17 protein-coding genes are annotated in these 18,400 nt (G+C 61.0%); 10 read left to right on the top strand and 7 right to left on the bottom strand.

The window, feature by feature from the left end; all coding sequences use genetic code 11:
• Window positions 1–32 precede the first annotated feature (32 nt).
• The 3 genes from RSF91_RS05190 to RSF91_RS05180 all read right to left on the bottom strand — a co-directional run bounded on the left by RSF91_RS05190 (window position 33) and on the right by RSF91_RS05180 (window position 2,825).
• On the bottom strand, window positions 33–1,475 hold the full coding sequence (locus RSF91_RS05190) for a sensor histidine kinase (RefSeq protein WP_332567408.1): 1,443 nt from the start codon (window positions 1,473–1,475) through the stop codon (window positions 33–35).
• A gap of 83 nt (window positions 1,476–1,558) precedes the next feature.
• Window positions 1,559–2,233: a response regulator gene (locus RSF91_RS05185; RefSeq protein WP_099739524.1), complete on the bottom strand. Its 675-nt coding sequence runs from the start codon at window positions 2,231–2,233 to the stop codon at window positions 1,559–1,561.
• 100 nt (window positions 2,234–2,333) lie between these two features.
• The gene (locus RSF91_RS05180; protein WP_332567407.1) at window positions 2,334–2,825 is read right to left on the bottom strand and encodes a MarR family winged helix-turn-helix transcriptional regulator; all 492 of its coding nucleotides are present in this window, start codon (window positions 2,823–2,825) and stop codon (window positions 2,334–2,336) included.
• 137 nt (window positions 2,826–2,962) lie between these two features.
• Between RSF91_RS05180 and recA the strand changes: the two genes are divergently transcribed.
• The 3 genes from recA (at window position 2,963) to RSF91_RS05165 (ending at window position 5,474) form a co-directional block, all read left to right on the top strand.
• Entirely contained in the window at window positions 2,963–4,078 is a 1,116-nt protein-coding gene (recA, locus tag RSF91_RS05175; RefSeq protein ID WP_169106462.1) for a recombinase RecA, read from the top strand.
• A gap of 153 nt (window positions 4,079–4,231) precedes the next feature.
• Window positions 4,232–4,708, top strand: a complete 477-nt coding sequence (gene recX / locus RSF91_RS05170; protein WP_332567406.1) for a recombination regulator RecX — start codon at window positions 4,232–4,234, stop codon at window positions 4,706–4,708.
• Between the two features lie 40 nt (window positions 4,709–4,748).
• On the top strand, window positions 4,749–5,474 hold the full coding sequence (locus RSF91_RS05165; RefSeq protein ID WP_332567405.1) for a hypothetical protein: 726 nt from the start codon (window positions 4,749–4,751) through the stop codon (window positions 5,472–5,474).
• Window positions 5,475–5,560: 86 nt separating this feature from the next.
• Here the strand turns inward: RSF91_RS05165 and yddG are convergent, their stop codons facing one another.
• Both yddG and argC read right to left on the bottom strand, forming a co-directional pair.
• Window positions 5,561–6,472, bottom strand: a complete 912-nt coding sequence (gene yddG / locus RSF91_RS05160) for an aromatic amino acid DMT transporter YddG (protein WP_332567404.1) — start codon at window positions 6,470–6,472, stop codon at window positions 5,561–5,563.
• 181 nt (window positions 6,473–6,653) lie between these two features.
• Window positions 6,654–7,586 (bottom strand): N-acetyl-gamma-glutamyl-phosphate reductase, encoded by a 933-nt coding sequence (gene argC / locus RSF91_RS05155; RefSeq protein ID WP_332567403.1) that lies wholly within the window; start codon window positions 7,584–7,586, stop codon window positions 6,654–6,656.
• 482 nt (window positions 7,587–8,068) lie between these two features.
• Here argC and sucC point away from each other — a divergent pair, with 482 nt between their 5' ends.
• From sucC to RSF91_RS05140, 3 genes are all read left to right on the top strand, one after another.
• The gene (sucC, locus tag RSF91_RS05150) at window positions 8,069–9,229 is read left to right on the top strand and encodes an ADP-forming succinate--CoA ligase subunit beta (protein ID WP_332567402.1); all 1,161 of its coding nucleotides are present in this window, start codon (window positions 8,069–8,071) and stop codon (window positions 9,227–9,229) included.
• 20 nt (window positions 9,230–9,249) lie between these two features.
• The gene (gene sucD, locus RSF91_RS05145; RefSeq protein WP_099739510.1) at window positions 9,250–10,149 is read left to right on the top strand and encodes a succinate--CoA ligase subunit alpha; all 900 of its coding nucleotides are present in this window, start codon (window positions 9,250–9,252) and stop codon (window positions 10,147–10,149) included.
• 146 nt (window positions 10,150–10,295) lie between these two features.
• On the top strand, window positions 10,296–10,982 hold the full coding sequence (locus RSF91_RS05140) for a TerC family protein (RefSeq protein ID WP_332567401.1): 687 nt from the start codon (window positions 10,296–10,298) through the stop codon (window positions 10,980–10,982).
• A gap of 863 nt (window positions 10,983–11,845) precedes the next feature.
• Here the strand turns inward: RSF91_RS05140 and RSF91_RS05135 are convergent.
• Window positions 11,846–12,727, bottom strand: coding sequence for a DMT family transporter (locus RSF91_RS05135; protein ID WP_332567400.1), 882 nt, complete (start codon window positions 12,725–12,727; stop codon window positions 11,846–11,848).
• Window positions 12,728–12,932: 205 nt separating this feature from the next.
• On the opposite strand from RSF91_RS05135, the gene pyrF reads away from it, so the two are divergent.
• The 3 genes from pyrF to RSF91_RS05120 all read left to right on the top strand — a co-directional run bounded on the left by pyrF (window position 12,933) and on the right by RSF91_RS05120 (window position 15,879).
• Entirely contained in the window at window positions 12,933–13,760 is an 828-nt protein-coding gene (gene pyrF, locus RSF91_RS05130; protein WP_332567399.1) for an orotidine-5'-phosphate decarboxylase, read from the top strand.
• 20 nt (window positions 13,761–13,780) lie between these two features.
• Window positions 13,781–14,689, top strand: coding sequence for a LysR substrate-binding domain-containing protein (locus tag RSF91_RS05125; protein ID WP_332567398.1), 909 nt, complete (start codon window positions 13,781–13,783; stop codon window positions 14,687–14,689).
• A gap of 206 nt (window positions 14,690–14,895) precedes the next feature.
• On the top strand, window positions 14,896–15,879 hold the full coding sequence (locus RSF91_RS05120) for a Bug family tripartite tricarboxylate transporter substrate binding protein (protein WP_332567397.1): 984 nt from the start codon (window positions 14,896–14,898) through the stop codon (window positions 15,877–15,879).
• A gap of 118 nt (window positions 15,880–15,997) precedes the next feature.
• Here the strand turns inward: RSF91_RS05120 and RSF91_RS05115 are convergent, their stop codons facing one another.
• Window positions 15,998–17,203 (bottom strand): NAD(P)/FAD-dependent oxidoreductase, encoded by a 1,206-nt coding sequence (locus RSF91_RS05115; RefSeq protein ID WP_332567396.1) that lies wholly within the window; start codon window positions 17,201–17,203, stop codon window positions 15,998–16,000.
• An 89-nt stretch (window positions 17,204–17,292) separates the two neighbouring features.
• On the opposite strand from RSF91_RS05115, the gene RSF91_RS05110 reads away from it, so the two are divergent.
• Window positions 17,293–18,375, top strand: a complete 1,083-nt coding sequence (locus RSF91_RS05110) for a PQQ-dependent sugar dehydrogenase (protein ID WP_332567432.1) — start codon at window positions 17,293–17,295, stop codon at window positions 18,373–18,375.
• Window positions 18,376–18,400: the final 25 nt, after the last annotated feature.

Raw genomic sequence — 18,400 nt, 5'->3', positions numbered from 1 at the left:
GGCCACTGCAAATTGGGCGCATAAAGGGCCGCTCAGCGTTGTCCGGGCATGGCCTTGAAGCGCACGGTAAACAGCGCGCCCGGCGGGGTGTGGCCGGGTCTGGTGTCCTGCAGCAGCACCTGCGCACCATGCTGGCGTGCGATCTCCATGACGATGGGCAGGCCCAGTCCTGAGCCATCAGCTTCGGTGCCCAGCGCGCGGTAAAAGGGCTGAAAAATCAGTTCGCGCTCAGATTGCGGCACGCCGGGGCCGGAGTCTTCCACCTGTAGCAGCAGCACCTGACCAAAGTGATCGGCCTGCACGCGCACGGTGACCATGCCAGGGTGTTCGCTGCTTGATGGCGTGTAGTTAATGGCGTTGTCCACCAGGTTGCGCACCAGCTCCGTCAGCAGCGTGGCATTGCCATTGAGCCAGACGCCGGGCGTGCTGGCGCTGGCGCCCTCGTAGCCCAGGTCAATATGCTTGTCCATGGCGCGCGGCAGGCAGTCCTGAAACACATCGGTGACGATGCGCACCAGGTTGCAGCCCTGCATGGCGGGCACGGCGCTTTCGGCGCGCGCCAGCGCCAGCAGCTGGTTGACGGTATGGGTGGCGCGCATGGATGAGCGGCCGATCTGCGCCAGCGAACGCTTCAAATCCTCTGTATTCGTGCCCTCGCGCTGGGCCAGATCGGCCTGCATGCGCAGACCTGCCAGCGGGGTCTTGAGCTGATGCGCCGCATCGGCCAGAAAGCGTTTTTGGGTGACGATGGATCCATCGAGCCGCTGCAGCAAGTCGTTGACCGAATCGACCAGCGGCACCACCTCCAGCGGTACATCCTTGTGGTTGATGGGGGACAGGTCTTCGGGCTTGCGGGCTCTGATGCGCTCCTCCAGCCGGTGCAGCGGCTTGATGCCCCGCGCCAGCGCCAGCCACACCAGCAGGGCGGCCAGCGGCAAGATGACGAACTGCGGCAGCATCACGCCCTTGATGATTTCCGTGGCCAGCACGCTGCGCTTTTCACGCGTTTCGGCGACTTGCACCAGCGCGCTGGGCTCGCCCGGCAGAGGCATGCGCACCCAGATATAGGCCACGCGCAAATCAATGCCCTTGTACTCCTCATCGCGCAGCAGCACGGTGCCGGTGGGCGGCTCTTCCTCCGTGACGGGCGGGCGGGGCAGGTCGCGCTCGCCGGCCAGATATTCGCCCTTGGTGCCGCTGACCTGAAAGAACACCGTGTCCGACTCATCGGCCCGCAAAATCTCGCTGGCGGACTGTGGCAGGTTGAACTGAACCTTGCCGCGCTGCACGATGACCAGCTGCGCCAGCGCCTGAGCGTTGTACTCCAGCGCGCGGTCGAACGGCTTGTTGGCCAGGCCCTGCGCCACCAGCCAGGTCAAAGCCAGACTGACGGGCCACAGCAGCAGCAGGGGCGTGAGCATCCAGTCAAGGATCTCGCCAAAGAGGGAGCGCTGCTCACGCTGAAAGATCTTCAAGACGGCTGCTCGGTGGTTTTAAGCATTTTTGGCCTCTAGCCCTTTCTGAATAAGCGCTAGCAGCTATGAATTGCGAAGTCGGTTCAGCTGGGGATTTTTTCCAGGCAATAGCCCAGACCGCGTACGGTGGCGATGCGAATCGGCCCCTTCTCGATCTTCTTGCGCAGGCGGTGGATATAGACCTCAATGGCGTTGTTGCTCACCTCTTCGCCCCACTCGCACAGGCGCTCCACCAATTGGTCTTTGCTGACCAGACGGCCCGCGCGCTGCAGCAGTACTTCCAGCAGGCCCAGCTCACGGGCAGACAGCTCGATCATCTTGCCGTCAATGGTGGCCACGCGGCCGGTCTGGTCATAGACCAGGGGACCATGCTTGATGGTGGAGCTGGCCCCACCCATGCCGCGCCGTGTCAGAGCCCGCACACGCGCTTCCAGCTCGGATAGGGCAAAGGGCTTGGCCATGTAATCGTCGGCACCATAGTCCAGGCCCTGTACGCGCTCCTCAATGGAGTCGGCGGCTGTCAGAATCAGCACCGGCAGCGCATCACCGCGCCCGCGCAGGCGCCTGAGAACCTCCAGCCCATGGACCTTGGGCAGTCCCAGATCGAGAATCAGCAAATCAAATTCGCTGCTGGTCAGCAAGGCAGTATCGGCCTCGCTGCCATTGGCTACATGGCTGACCACGGCACCCGAGCTGCGCAGTGTGCGCAGCAATCCATCGGCCAGCACCTGGTCGTCTTCGGCAATCAGTATGCGCATCTCTGTCTCCTGCTGTTATCTGTGCTGGTTGCACTTTTGCAGCCATTGTAGAGAGGGGCTCTGCTTCCTTTACGGAATTTTTGGCAGCGGACAGCGGGTGTCAGTAACCGTCGGCGTAAGCCTCCAGCCCCAGCGCTACAACGGTCGCTACATCGTCTCCGACAGCTTCGCGAAACTCGGTTTCCGCCTGCGTGACGGCGGCATGAAAGGCGTGCAGCCATGCCAACCCTGCCTCGGTAAAACGCACACGCTTGGCGCGCGCATCGTGCGGGTCGGTTTCGCGCGTGACCAGGCCCCAGGCCTCGCATTGCAGAACCAGATCGGCCATGGCCTGCTTGGTCATGCCAGCCTTCTCGGCCAGATCCGTAATGCGGTCGCCCGCCAGCGACAGATGCCGCGTGATGTGGATATGTGCCGCCCCCACCTTGTCGCGTGCAGCGAGGTTGGATAGCGCCAGCGGCACTTCTACATCGCGGGCCATGAGCTGCAGCACCCGCGCATCGAAGCGGCGCATGGCGTGGCCCAGCAGACGGCCCAGATGGGTTTGCCGCCAGACGTCTTGAGGCGGGGTGACCGGGGAAATTTCGCTCATGAATAATAGTAAGGCAAACTGACTAAATATTTAAACACGAGACCAGTACAAGCCCATAAACTACTGTTCAAGCATCCAGCCTGAATGCAAAAACAGGTTGAATCACAGACAGTCACCCAACTTACCCGGAGCCTGAAATGAACGCCATCGCCAAGACCAACGACGCCAACAGCGAAAAATCCAAAGCGCTGGCTGCTGCCCTCGCCCAGATTGAAAAGCAGTTTGGCAAAGGCACCATCATGAAGCTGGGTGAAGGTGAAGCGATTCAGGACATTCAGGTGGTTTCCACCGGTTCGCTGGGTCTGGATATTGCTCTGGGCGTAGGTGGCCTGCCCCGTGGCCGCGTGATTGAAATCTACGGCCCTGAATCGTCGGGCAAGACCACGCTGACGCTGCAGGTCATCGCTGAAATGCAAAAGCAGGCCGGCACCTGCGCCTTTATTGATGCCGAGCACGCCCTGGACACCGGTTACGCCCAGAAGCTGGGTGTGAACCTCAACGATCTGCTGATCAGCCAGCCCGACACGGGTGAGCAGGCTCTGGAAATTTGCGACAGTCTGGTGCGCTCTGGTGCCGTGGACCTGATCGTGATTGACTCGGTCGCTGCGCTAACCCCCAAGGCTGAAATCGAAGGCGAAATGGGCGATTCCCTGCCCGGCCTGCAAGCTCGTCTGATGAGCCAGGCGCTGCGCAAGTTGACCGCCACCATCAAGAAGACCAACTGCATGGTCATCTTCATCAACCAGATCCGCATGAAGATCGGCGTGATGTTTGGCTCGCCAGAAACCACCACCGGCGGTAACGCTCTGAAGTTCTACGCCTCTGTGCGTCTGGACATTCGCCGCACCGGCAGCATCAAAAAGGGCGACGAGGTTATCGGCAACGAAACCAAGGTCAAGGTCGTGAAGAACAAGGTTTCGCCTCCCTTCAAGACCGCTGAGTTCGACATTCTGTTCGGCGAAGGCATCAGCCGCGAAGGCGAAATTCTGGACATGGGCGTGACCGCCAAGATTCTGGACAAGAGTGGTGCCTGGTATGCCTACAACGGCGAAAAAATCGGCCAAGGCCGTGACAATTCGCGTGAATTCCTGCGTGAGAACCCCGCACTGGCCTTTGAAATTGAAAACAAGGTGCGCGACGGCCTGGGCATTGCCCCGCTGCCCGGTGCTGCGGGTGAAGAAGCGGCTAAGCCTGCCAAGGGCAAGAAGGCGGACAAGAATGCAGCCGTGGATGAAGACGGTGTGATCAGCTGATCCCTCTGAGGCGCGGCGCGCCTTCCCCCTCTCTAAGCGCTGCGCGCAACGAAGGGGGACGGCAGCTCCCATCGCTTGGGCCGCGCCAGTTTTGAAAAGTTTGCCATCTTTGCGCAGGTAACCCCTGCGCTTTTTTGTTGTGGAGATGTGTTCATGAGCTTTGCCAAGCTCTCGCTCAAAGGTCGTGCCTTGAAGCTGCTCAGTCAGCGCGAGCATTCGCGGCTGGAGTTGCAGCGCAAGCTGGCGCCGTATGTGGAAGAGGGCGACGATCTGCGCGCAACCCTGGATGAGCTGGAAAAGCGCGGCTTCATCAGCGAGCAGCGAGTGGTGGACTCCGTCATTCACAGCAAGGCCAGCCGCTTTGGCACGGCGCGGCTGTTGCAGGAGCTGCGCAGCAAAGGGCTGGACGATGAAATGGTGCGCAACGCCAGCGAGCAATTGCGCGACACCGAGCTGGAGCGCGCCCGGGAGCTGTGGTGCAAGCGCTTTGGCATGCCGCCCGCCAATATCAAGGAAAAAGCCAAACAGCTGCGCTTTATGGCTTCGCGGGGCTTTTCCTCAGGCGTGGCTTCGCGAGTTTTGCGAGAGGCACCATACTCAGACTTCGACGAAGGTGATGAGGCTGATTGATTCAGCCACCCGTTTGACTCTGTGATGCAAAGGACCCTGCATGCCCGCTGCCGCCTCGACTACAGACTCCCCATCCGCCCTGCGCGTTGGCCTGAGTGCCGGTAAATCCCTGTTGGGCGGCTTGATGCTCGGCCTGGCATTGGCCCTCGTGTTGGGCGGCACCACGACCGCGTTCTACTTCACGCGGCTGAACGGACCAGGCATGCCCGCAGCGGCCCATGCGGGCGGCGCGGGGGCGTTTATTACCCTGCTGTTTTCACCGTCGCTAGTGGTGGCCTTGCTGCTGGTGTTCATCATTCCGGCCTATGTCTTTGTCGGCCTGCAGATCGGGCGGGCTCGCGCCACGGGCAAACTGGTGGCGCGTTACGGCCAGGGCCTGTCGCAGCGGCTGGCGGAGATGCTGGCCCAGCGCGTGGAATCCATGCCCCGCGCGCACAAGGCCATGCACAAAACGGCGGACCTGCTGACCATGAGCGCCGCCATGGAGCACTTGAAACCGTGGATTGGCGACGGCCGCGCCGTGCAGTGGGTAGTGCGCACCGTGCTCAACCGCCTGCCGCTGTCGGACTTGATGGACGAATGGGGGCAGACCCGCGCTGAGTGGGGCACCGAGGCCAGCAAGGGCGACCCGGCGCTGCGCGCTTTTCTGGGCGACAAGGTGCACGGATTGCTGGAAGACATGGCCGAGCCATCGTGGACGCTGCTGTGGCTTTTGATGGGCGTACACGCCGTGGTGCTGGGCGTAGGCATCTGGCTGACGGCGTAGCTGTCACATCAAGTGACTCCTGATTTAATAGCTGCTAGCGCAATACCATTGAGCGCTGGATGCTATTTCTATGTCTGGAACTGCTTTTATTGACTGCGTGTCGCCCACCAGCAAATCAACGACCCCAGCGTAACTAGCACCACGCCTTGCCAGAAGCTCCAGCCCGGCAGCACTTGCAGCAGCAAACTGGCCATCAAGGCCGAGAGCACGGGCGTGAAATACGAGGCCGCCGCCAGCACGGCCAGCTTGCCGTGCTGAATACCGTGTTCCCAGCAGCTATAGCCCAGCGCCGTCAGCGCGCCGGCCATGAACAGTTGCGCACCAGCGGGCCATGACCATTGCATGACGGGTGCAGCATCCAGCCTGAACCATTGCAGCCACAAGACTAGGGCGGTGCCAGTGACAAACAAGCCCACGGCGTTAAAACCTGCGCCATAGCGGCGTGCCAGCAGCGAATAGGTGGGCCAGAGCAGGGCGGCGGCAAAGGCCATGCCGTAGGCCAGCGGGTTGCCTTGCACATGGGTCCATAGCGTGGGCAGGCTGAAGCTGTCGCCACCCAGCACGCGGGCCAGACCCCACAGGCAAATCAGCAGGCCGGGCCAAAGCCACCAGCGCGCTAATTGCTGGCGGCAGAGCACGGCCAGGGCGATGGTGAGGCTGGGCCAGAGGTAGTTGATAACGCCGATTTCCATGGCCTGACTGCGGTCGTCTGCCAGCCCCACGGCGACGGACAGGCAGACCTCATAAATCACAAACAGCACGCCGCAGCCCCAGAGATAAACCGGGTGCATTTCGCGCCAGCGGGCCACTTCACGCCAGCCTTTGCGCCCGCGCGCCACGGCAATGCAGATGGCGGCTGTGGTGTAGAGCGCTGCGGCACCGCCCACGGCGCCCAGTGGCTCGGCCACGGCGCGCATCAGGCCTATGGTGCAGCTCCAGCAGAGCACGGCCAGCAGGCCGATGAGGGTGGCTTTGTCTGTGGCGTCAGTCTGGGTCATGCCTGCGTGCTCCAGAAATTACTCCTGAATGCATAGCTGTTTGCGCTTGTCTTGACTTGGTCTCGTTCCATTTTTTGCATAAATATAGCCATCGATGTGCGCTGGCCGCTCTGGTTTCAGAAGCAAAGCGTAGACGAAAAAAACGGCCCATGCGGGCCGTTTTTGTACTGCTCGGGGTGGCTTACAGGCCCAGCATGATCTGCAGGTTCTGCACGGCAGCGCCGCTGGCGCCCTTGCCCAGATTGTCCAGACGCGCAATCAGCACGGCCTGGCGGTATTGCTCGTTGGCAAACACGCGCAGCTCCAGCTTGTTGGTGTTGGCCAAGGTGTCAGCGGCCAGCTTGTTGTCGTCCGTCGGGGGCAGCACGCTGACCCAGTTGGCGCTCGTGTTGGTGGCGGCGTAGTGGCTGGCCAGTGCATCGTGCAGGTCGGCGGCCTTGGGCGCGCCGGGCAGCAGGTCGAGGTGCAACGGCAGCTGCACCAGCATGCCTTGGGCAAAGTTGCTGACTGCAGGGATGAACACGGGGCGGCGTGTCATGCCGGTGTAGTGCAGGATTTCGGGGATGTGCTTGTGCGACAGGCCCAGTGCATAAGCCTCGTAAGGCGCAGCGTTGCCGGCCTCATAGGCTTCGATCATGGGGCGGCCGCCGCCGCTGTAGCCGGACACGGAAGGCAGGCTGACGGGGAAGTCTGCAGGAATCAGGCCCGCAGCCACCAGCGGTGCCAGCAGGGCGATGGCGCCCGTGGCGTAGCAGCCGGGGTTGGAGACGCGGGTGGCGGTCTTCACAGCGTCGAGCTGGCCTGCGCGCAGTTCGGGGAAACCGTAGACCCAGTCGGGAGCCGTGCGGTGAGCGGTCGATGCATCAATGATCTTGATGGCGCGGCCAGTTTCTGCGGTGATGGAGTCCACCATGGCGGCGGTTTCGCGGGCTGCATCGTCGTGCAGGCACAGAATGACCAGATCGACACCGGCAATCAGGGCGCGTTTGGCGGCAGGGTCTTTGCGCAGTGCGGGGTCGATACTGACCAGCTCTACACCTGCGAAATCCACCAGACGATCACGGATTTGCAGACCTGTGGTCCCTGCTTCACCGTCGATAAAGACTTTTGCCATTGCATTTTCTCCTGCACCGGCGCGCGCATTTGATTATTTTCATGCCGCTGCCTGCGGCACCATTGCCGCTTTCCGGCGTCGATTGTCCTTGAATCTGAGGTGGGATGCGCGCTGCCTGTGTTTTAAGCAGATCACCCACAAATGGCCTAGTTCATGCTGTGACTATTGCGAGTTGTCAGCACATTGCCAGCCTGCCCTCCACGACTAGTTCAAGGCCCTTCACTTTTATATAAGACATAAGAAAGTTGCGGGAAGAAAAAATATCGTGTAGAGATAATTTTTCCAACGAATTCAATACATTGCAGCAATTTCGCGAACGCGACAAAGATGCGCGAAATTGTGGATTCTGCGCATATTGAGGGGTCGTTTTGCGCGGTGCAGCATGGTACATTCCTCCTCGCCATGTCATAAGAACCCGATGGCCAGGCTCCACAGAGTCTGCGACAAGCGGGTATTTCCCCTCAGTTCAGAGAGACAAAGTCATGAAGATTCATGAATACCAAGGCAAGGAAATCTTGCGCCATTTTGGTGTGCCCGTTCCCCGTGGCATTCCTGCATTCACAGTGCAAGAGGCTGTTGAAGCAGCCCAGAAGCTGGGTGGCCCCGTGTGGGTCGTGAAGGCCCAGATTCACGCGGGTGGCCGCGGCAAGGGTGGTGGTGTGAAGGTTGCCAAGACCATTGACGACGTGCAGAAGCTGTCTGAGCAGATTCTGGGCATGCAGCTGGTGACGCACCAGACTGGCCCAGAAGGCCAGAAGGTTCGCCGCCTGTACATCGAAGATGGCGCCGAAATCAAGAACGAACTGTATGTGTCGCTGGTGACTGACCGCGCTACACAGAAGGTGGCCCTGATCGCTTCGAGCGAAGGCGGCATGGACATCGAAGAAGTGGCTCACTCCACTCCCGAGAAGATCGTTACCGAAATGATCGACCCGCTGGCCGGTATCACCGAAGCGCAATCGCGCAAGGTGGCAGCTGCCATCGGTCTGGAAGGCGCTTCCATTGACCAGGCCGTAGACATCTTCGCCAAGATCTACAAGTGCTACATGGAAACCGACGCGTCGCTGGTGGAAATCAACCCCCTGAACTGCGACTCCAAGGGCAACCTGATGGCGCTGGACGCCAAGTTCAACTTTGACCCCAACGCGCTGTTCCGTCACCCAGAAATCGTGGCTTACCGCGATCTGGACGAAGAAGACGCTGCCGAAGTGGAAGCTTCCAAGTTCGATCTGGCCTACATCTCGCTGGACGGCAACATCGGCTGCCTGGTGAACGGTGCTGGTCTGGCCATGGCCACCATGGACACCATCAAGCTGTATGGCGGCGAGCCAGCCAACTTCCTGGACGTGGGCGGCGGCGCAACAGCCGAGAAGGTCACCGAAGCCTTCAAGATCATGCTCAAGAACCCTGAAGTCAAGGGCATCATGGTCAACATCTTCGGCGGCATCATGAAGTGCGACACCATTGCCAATGGCGTGGTTACCGCTTGCAAGGCCGTGAACCTGCACGTGCCTCTGGTTGTGCGCATGAAGGGCACCAACGAACAGCTGGGCAAGCAAATTCTGGCTGACTCCGGTCTGCCCATCATTGCTGCCGACACCATGGCTGAAGCGGCTGAAAAAATCGTCGCTGCCGTTAAGTAATACGCCCCGGAGATACACACATGTCGATCTTTATCAATAAAGACACCAAAGTCATTACCCAGGGCATTACTGGCAAGACTGGTCAATTCCACACTGAAAAGTGCCAGGAATACGCGAACGGCAAGAACTGCTTCGTCGCCGGTGTGAACCCCAAGAAGGCTGGCGAAAAGATTTTCGACATCCCAATCTTTGGTTCCGTCAAAGATGCAGCCAAGGAAACTGGCGCCACCGTGTCCGTGATCTACGTGCCTCCCGCTGGTGCTGCCGCTGCCATCTGGGAAGCTGTTGAAGCCGACCTGGACTTGGCCATCTGCATTACCGAAGGCATTCCTGTCCGTGACATGCTGGAAGTGCGCAACAAAATGCGCGCCAAGGTGGCGGCTGGCGGCAAGGAAACTCTGCTGCTGGGCCCGAACTGCCCCGGTCTGATTACGCCTGACGAAATCAAGATCGGCATCATGCCCGGTCACATCCATAAGAAGGGCCGCATCGGCGTGGTCTCGCGCTCCGGCACGCTGACTTACGAAGCCGTGGCTCAGCTGAGCGAACTGGGCATTGGCCAGTCCTCCGCAGTCGGTATTGGTGGCGACCCCATCAACGGCCTGAAGCACATCGACGTGATGCGCGCTTTCAACGACGATCCCGACACCGATGCCGTGATCATGATCGGTGAAATCGGCGGTCCCGATGAAGCTGAAGCCGCCATGTGGTGCAAGGCGAATATGAAGAAGCCAATCGTCGGCTTCATCGCTGGCGTGACTGCTCCTCCCGGCAAGCGCATGGGCCACGCAGGTGCCCTGATCTCCGGTGGCGCTGACACTGCAGATGCCAAGCTGGCTGTCATGGAAGAGTGCGGTTTCACCATCACTCGCAACCCATCCGAAATGGGTCGCCTGCTGCAAGGCCTGCTGAAGAAGTAAGCCCTGTGCAGAGTTCGTAATGCTGCGCTGAATTTACGCAGTATTACGAACTGGCAAAGTGGGCTCAGGCCCCTAAACTGCCTCCACTCTTAAAAGAAAGCGCCGCCTCAAGCGGCGCTTTCACATTCATAACAGTGGAGTTACAAATGGAATTTCTCAATAGCGCCGATTTCTGGATCGGTCTGGTGAAGATCATCTGGATCAACATCATCCTCTCTGGCGATAACGCCGTCGTGATTGCGCTCGCCGCACGCTCACTCCCCCCTGAACAGCAGAAAAAAGCCATCATGTTTGGATCCGGCGCCGCCGTGGTGCTGCGCATTGTGCTGACGGTGGTGGCAGCCAAGCTGCTGGAGCTCTCCTTCCTGCAGGTCATCGGCGGTGTGTTGCTGCTGTGGATCGGCTACCAGTTGCTGACGGGCGAAGAAGACGGCGACGGCGAATCCAAGGGTAACGGCTCGATGATGGTCGCCATTCGCACCATCCTGATCGCAGACCTGGTGATGAGCCTGGACAACGTGATCGCCGTGGCCGCCACTGCGCAGGGCAATATGGTTCTGCTGATCCTGGGCCTGGCCATTTCCATCCCTCTGGTGGTTTTTGGCTCCACGCTGATGATCAAGCTGATGGAACGCTTCCCCGTCATCATCACGCTGGGTGCAGCGCTGATCGGCTGGGTGGGCGGTGAAACCATCGTCAACGACAACCTGCTGCATGGGGTCGCATTGGCTCACCCTTGGCTGCACTACGTGGCCGCTGCCGCCGGTGCTGTGCTGGTGGTCGGACTGGGCAAGTTCATGCAGGCACGCGGTGCCCAGCATCAAGCGGCGTAAACCTTTCGCTTAGCTCATGGCTATGAAGCGCACTGTGGAAACGCAGTGCGCTTTTGTTTTTGTAGCTGGTGGCGCTTGCTGTGATTGGGGTGGATGTCGATTTGAGTCGATTTCTGAGGCTTGCTTGATTTCAGGGCAGAGGCCGGGTCTCGCCCCGGCAGGCGAGGTACTTTCTTTTGCTTCGCCAAAAGACAAGTACCCAAAGAAAAGGCGACCCGATTGTCTGCGTCCCTACGCTTCGCTCCGGGCAAACCTGCGTCACGCAATTCAGTCTGCGATGCTGCAAAACTCGCTTTGCGCTGCGCGCGCCGCTCAAACACGTTGCCGCAAGTTAGAGCACGAAGCATTGGCACTCTTCGGTGCCAATGCCCGCAGCCTGAACCGCGTGCCACAGGCGCAGCCAGACGGGCGGGATCGGACGGCCTGCAAGACTTGTGACGAAATTGGCTTCAAACCCAATTAATGATTGCGGTAGCTGCTATTAGTTTTTCAAAGAAGCTATCCCGTACCCGGTACTGCCCCTTGTGACCATGCCTGCGACGGCGGCCTCTTGGGGCTGGCGTCTGCACCGCAGAGTGCAGACGCTTCGTGATCTGACTTGCGGCAACCTGTTTGAACGAAGCGCCAAAGGCGCGCAGTGAGTTTTGCCGCACTGCCTCAAGAGGTTGACGGCGCAGGTTGCCCCGCAGCGCAGCGAAGGGGTCGTGGGCAGTAGGGGCCGTGTTCTTTGCTTACTTTCGGGTACGCCAGAAAGTGAGTCGCCCGCCGGGGCGAAATCCCGGCCCCTGTCGCTTGCGACGAAGAACAATTAAAAACAATAGCTTCTAGCGCTTAACTCATAAGCGCTAGAGCCCAAAAAGACCTCAAGCCTTCTTGCTAGGCCACAGCACAGAAGCAATCGCAACCACCATCAGGCACACGGCCGTCCAGTCCTGCCAGTGCAGCACTTCGCCCAGCCACCAGGCACCGACAAAGACGCCCAGCACCGGGATCATCATCACGCTCAGCGTGGAGGCCACGGGCGGCAGGCTGCGGGCCAGGTAAAACCAGACGGCCTGGGCAAAGCCCAGCACCAGGACGCCATTGAAGGCGATAGCAGCCATCGCGCTCTGGTCGGGTGCGTGCCACTGTTTTCGCTCAAAGGTAAAGGCCAGTACGGTCAGCACCACGGTGGTGATGGCCACCATCCACAGCGATAGCGTCATCAGCGGCACGGGCGCTTCGGTACGGCGCAGCAGTTGCGTGCCCCAGGCCCAGCCAGCGGCGGCAATCAGCATCAGCATCACGCCCAGGGGCTTGCTGCCTAAAGCGCCCACTTCATGCCACAGCAGCAGCAAAACGCCTAAAAAAGCAGCGCCCACGCCCGCCCAGGCGCGGGGGCCGAGTTTGTCCTTGAAGAACAGGCTGCCGAAGACGGCCGAGAAGATGGGCATGGTGTAGCCAAGAATCGCCGCGCGGCCGCTGGAGAGCGTGGGGATGGCGATGATGATCAGGCAGTGCCAGAGCACCATGTTGAAGAGGGTGAGCTTGGCCAGCTGTCCCCAGTAGCTGCGCGGAATGGTCAGCGGCAGGCCTTTGCTGGCGACAAAGATGGCCAGAATCGGCAGGCCGATCCACATGCTGACCATGCGGAACGACAGCGGGGGGAAGTGCTGCACGCCCAGTTTCATCACGGGCCAGTTCAGGCCCCAGACGATGGTGAGAAGAACAAGAAGAATGAGCTGTTTGGGCGTGAACGAAGGCATGGGCTGGATTATCTCCCCCGGAATGATCTTCTCCCCCTGAGCGGCTGCGCCGCTTCCCCCTCACTCGCTTCGCGGAATGGGGACGACACCGTCGGTGCGCTGCTGTGCTTGCTCGCTGGCTCTTGGTTAGGGCGTGCCGGCTTTGCCCCTTGGCGCAAGACCTGTAGCGGGGCTTGGAAGAGGCGAGCAATTAAAATCTCCCTTTATGAATTTTCTCGACATGCTGCGCGACGCGTCCACGCGCAATGACTCCATGCTGTGCGTGGGTCTGGACCCTGAACCCAGCCGCTTTCCTGGCGCAATGAAGGGCGATGCGTCCAAGATTTACGACTTCTGTGCAGCCATCGTCGATGCCACTCACGATCTGGTGAATAGCTTCAAGCCCCAGATTGCCTACTTTGCCGCTCACCGCGCCGAAGATCAGCTGGAAAAGCTGATGGAACACATGCGCCGCGTGGCACCCCATGTGCCCGTGATTCTGGATGCCAAGCGTGGCGACATCGGTTCCACCGCCGAGCAGTACGCCAAGGAAGCCTTCGAGCGCTACGGTGCCGATGCCGTGACCCTGTCACCCTTCATGGGCTTTGACTCCATCACGCCTTACCTCAAGTACGAAGGCAAGGGCGCCTTCCTGCTGTGCCGCACCTCCAACCCCGGCGGTGACGATCTGCAGGCGCAGCACCTGGCCGATGTGCCCGGTAACCCCGCCATGTTTGAGCATGTGGCCAAGCTGGCCCAGGGCCCGTGGAACACCAATGGCCAGCTGGGTCTGGTGGTGGGCGCAACCCGCCCCAACGAGATCGAGCGCGTGCGCGCCGTGGCTCCCACGATGCCCTTGTTGATTCCCGGTGTGGGCGCACAGGGCGGCGATGCCGTGGCTACCGTCAAGGCGGCCCGCATTGGCGGCGGCCCCATCATCATCAACTCCTCGCGCGCCATTCTTTATGCGGGTCAGGGCGATGACTTTGCCAAGGCAGCGCGCGAAGCCGCGATTGCCACCCGCGCCACGCTGCAGGCTGCAGCACGCAGCTAAGCCAGGATAGGGTTCTGGCCATGCAAAGCAAATGGCTGGAAGACTTTCTGCTCCTGGCCCAGGAGCGCAGCTTTACCCGTGCGGCAGAGCTGCGCCATGTCACCCACCCCGCCTTTGGTCGCCGCATTCGCGCGCTGGAGGCCTGGGCGGGCACGCCGCTGATTGAATCGGGCGGCGGCCCGGTGCGGCTTACGCCCGCAGGCGAGGCTTTTCGAGACACTGCCGAGCAAATGGTGCGCACGCTGGCCCAGTCCCATGACGAGTTGCAGGCCGTAGCCGGGCGGCAGGCCCATGTGATGACACTGGCCACTGGCCGTACGCTGGCCCGCACCATCGTGGCCGACTGGCTGGCGCGTTACAGCGCCGTGCTCAATACCGCGCAGATATGCATCGTGACCCGTACGCTGGATGAAACCGTGCACATGCTCCAGCGCGGCGAGGTCAGCTTTGCGCTGCTCTATCACCACGCTGCCATTGCTGTGCGACTGGATGGCCGCCAGTTCAGCCACCTGACCGTGATGCACGACAAGCTGGTGCCCGTGGCGCGGACCGATGCGCAGGGCAAACCGCTGTTCTCACTGGCGCAGGCGCTGCAGCCGGGGGCTAGCTCCGTGCCGTATCTGGCTTTTTCGCACAACATGGCGCTGGGGCGGCTTGTGGAAGACCACCTGGCCCGCAACCCGGTGCTGGCAAGGCTGCGCCGCTGCATTGACTGTGACTCGGCCGACGCCAATTACGAGTACGTGCTCAAGGGGCTGGGTGTGGCGTGGATGCCCTGGTCCATGGTGCAGCGTGACTGTCAGGCCGGCCTTTTGGCGCTGGCAGGCGACAGCAGCCTGAATGTGCATTTCGACATACGTCTGTACCGACCCAAGCGGCGATTGAGTGCCGCGGCAGAGCAGTTCTGGGCCGATATCACCCGGCAGTAACTGAGCGATTACTTTGGGCAAGGCCAAGAACAGGTCTTGCCCACTGAAAAACAATAGCGGCGGTCACCGTCGGATGGCGCTTGTCACCCCAAAACGATTAAAAAATACGCAATTGTGCTGAAATGGCACGGGGATGTGCTGCATCGGCACAGAAAGTCTTTCCCTGTATTCGCACAATCGACCCCATACAGAATTGGAATAACTTCATGCAAAACACCAATACACTCCGCCGCACCGTTGTGGCCGCAGGCCTGCTGATGGCCGCTGCCGTTGCAGCCCCCGCTTTTGCCGCTGACAACTATCCATCCAAGGCCATCACCATGGTCGTGGGCTACCCCGCTGGCGGCAGCACCGATCTGGTGGGCCGTCTGGTGGCCGACGGCCTGAGCAAGAAGCTGGGCCAGCCTGTGGTGGTCGAAAACCTGGGCGGTGCTGGTGGTGTTATCGGTGCGCAAAAAGTGGCCAAGGCCCCTGCGGACGGCTACACCATCATGGTGGGCGCCAATAACGAACTGGCTATCGCCAAGCTCATCAACAAGGCGGTGAAGTACAACATTGGTGACTTTACCCCCATCGGCCTGGTCGGCTCCCAGCCCATGGTGCTGGTCGCATCGCACAAGGCTGGCGTGAAGAACGCGGCCGAGTTTGTGAGCCTGGTCGCCAAGAACCCCGAAAAGTTCAGCTACGGCAGCTCCGGCGTGGGCACTGCGCTGCACCTGGCTGGCGAGCTGATCAAGGAGCAGGGCAAGCTGCAGATGACGCATGTGCCTTACAAGGGCGTGGCTCCGCTGACCACCGATCTGGTGGGCAACAACATCGAATTCGGCATGTTTGTGCTGTCCTCCGGCCTGCCCCAGATCAAGGCTGGCAAGGTGGTGGCTCTGGGTACGACCGAAGCCAAGCGCTCGGCCATCACGCCCGATATTCCTGCGCTGTCTGAACTGCCCCAGTTCAAGAATGTAGACATCAACAGCTGGTTCGCCATGATGGCGCCCAAGGGCCTGCCTGCTCCCATCGCTGCCAAGCTGAAGACGGCGCTGGATGAGGTGATGGCTTCGCCCGAGTTCCGCAAGAAGATGGAAGAGACCGGCAACGTGGTAGCCGATCCCAAGGTGGATGCGGGCAAGTACATCAATGCGGAGATTGCCAAGTACTCGAAGATTGTTCAGTTTGCGAAGATTGAGAACTGATCTGGGCAGGCCCGGCTTCGGGTCGTGCTGAATTTTTAAGCGGCTTGTGCCTTTGGGCACAGGCCGCTTTTTTGATAGCAGTTAGCGCTTGATACACAAGCGCTGCAAGCAATAAAGATCAGCTTTGTTGGCAACGCGCAGGCGACACAGCTATCGCATCCACTTTTTGCCCCACCAGCAAAGAATCCACCGCCTCGCCTAGCAACAGGTTGCGCGCCAGCAAGCTGTAGCCTGCAGCGCTCTGGATGCCGTAGCCGCCCTGCCCGGCAACCCAGAAGAATCCTGCGACAGGTGTGGGCGATGCATCCCAGCCAATCACCAGCTCGCCATCTGCGACGAACGAGCGCAGCCCGGCCCAGGTGTGCGATGGGCGGCGAATTTGCAGCGTCGTGGCTTCTTCGATGTGATAAATGCCGGTGGCTATGTCCAGCTCCTCGGGCACCACATCGTGTGGGGCTACGGGGTCGGCATTGGCGGGCGAGCCCAGCAGCTGGCCAGCATCCGGCTTGATGTACCAGTTTTCATCGGCGCTGATGATGGCGGGCCAGTGCGTGGCGTCCATGCCTTCGGGGGCGGGGAAGGTGAAGGCGCTGCGGCGCTTGGGCACGATGCCTATGGGCGCTGCACCGGCCATGGCGGCCAGCACATCGGCCCATGCGCCAGCGGCGTTGATGAGGGTTTTGGCCTGAATGCTGCGGCCTTGCGGCAGGGTGATGTGCCAGAGACCGTTGGCGCGGGTGATGCCTTGCACTTCAGCGTTGCACCACAGCTCGCCGCCGCGCTGGCGCAGGCCACGGATGTAGCCCTGGTGCAGGCCGTGCACGTCAATGTCGCGCGCGCCGTCATCCAGAAAACCGTCTACCAGCACTTCGGTGTTCAGCACGGGCACCAGCGCCTTGAGCTGCTCGGCGTTCAGGCGCTGGGCGCTGGGGGAGTGGATGGCGGCTTCGGCATAGGCGGCATCGACCAGTGGTTTTTGCTCGGCTGTGCCCACGTAGAGCACGCCGCGTGGCGAGAGGATGGGGGCGTCGGCAAAGCCAGTGGGCGGTGCATCGTAGAAGGCGCGGCTGGCGCGGGTCAGGGCCTGCACTTGCGCGGGGCCGTAATGCTCTTCAAACAGCGCGGCGGAGCGGCCGGTGGTGTGATAACCGGGCTGTGATTCACGCTCCAGCACCAGCACGGAAGGAGGGGCATCGCCGCCCGACTGAGCCAGTTGCCAGGCGGTAGATGTGCCGGCCATGCCTGCACCGACGATGACGAAATCCCAGACAGCATCAGGGGCGCGAGCGAGGCTAGCGAGGGGAGAGCGGTTGGCGGTATCCATGACCTGCATGGTACTGTCTGCAAAACACCATGGAAGGGCCGCTTGTGATGACATGCTCACCATTTCGCCGTCTGAGGCTGGCAGCGCTGATGGGCTCTGGCCTGTTGGCGCTGGCCGCCGGTGCGCAAGGCACGGCTCCCCGGCAGGAGGTGCTGGCGACGGGTATTGCCAATGGCTGGGCCATTGCCCCACTGCCCGACCAGCGCTTTGTGCTGAGCGAGCGCGCAGGCAAGCTCTGGCTGCTGGATGGCAAGGGGCAAAAGCAGTCTGAGTTGAGCGGCGTGCCACCCGTAGACTTTGGCGGGCAGGGCGGTTTGCTGGATGTGGTGGCGGACAGCCAGTTCGCCAGCAACCGCCGCATCTACTTTTGCTATGCCGAGCCCGGCAGCGAAAAGGGCACGAACAGCACGGCGCTGGGTACGGCCCGCATTGCCCGTGATGAGCGCAGTCTGGAAGACGTGAAAGTGCTGTTCAGTCAGCGCCCCAAGGTCAAAAGCAGCGCCCACTTTGGCTGCCGCATTGCCGAGGCGCGTGACGGCACGCTGTTCCTGAGTCTGGGTGACCGCTATTCGCGCCGCAATGATGCGCAGACGCTGGACAACCACCACGGCAAGCTCATCCGCATCGCCAAGGACGGCAGCGTGCCTGCAGATAACCCGTATGCGGCTCGCAAAGACGCGTTGCCAGAGATCTACAGCAATGGCCACCGCAATAGCCAGGGCCTGAGCATCGCGCCTGACGGCAAGCTGTGGCTGCATGAGCATGGCCCGCAGGGCGGCGATGAGATCAACCTGCCGCAGCCCGGAAAAAACTACGGCTGGCCGGTGATTACCTATGGCGAGGAATACGGCGGCGGCAAGATTGGCGAAAGCACGCAGAAGGCGGGGCTGGAGCAGCCCCTGCATTACTGGGAGCCCAGCATTGCACCGTCTGGCATGGCCTTTGTAAGCGGCGAGCGCTATGGCGCGGCCTGGAAGGGCAATCTGCTGATTGGCGCGCTCAAGGGGCGCCACCTTGCGCGGCTGGAGATCAAGGACGGCAAGGTGCTGGCCGAGCACAAGCTCTACGCCCAGACGGGTGACCGCATTCGGGATGTACGCCAGGGCGCAGATGGGCTTGTTTACTTGCTGACGGATGGCCCGGACGGCAAGCTGATTCGTCTGCAGCCCTAGAGGCTTGACTTAAATTTGATAGCTG

Origin of the sequence: Comamonas sp. (genome assembly GCF_036643215.1) — a bacterium.
In the GTDB taxonomy this organism is placed as follows: Bacteria; Pseudomonadota; Gammaproteobacteria; order Burkholderiales; family Burkholderiaceae_C; genus Comamonas.
Note: the sequence above shows the minus strand (reverse complement) of the source record. Positions and strands in the feature narration are given on the sequence as shown.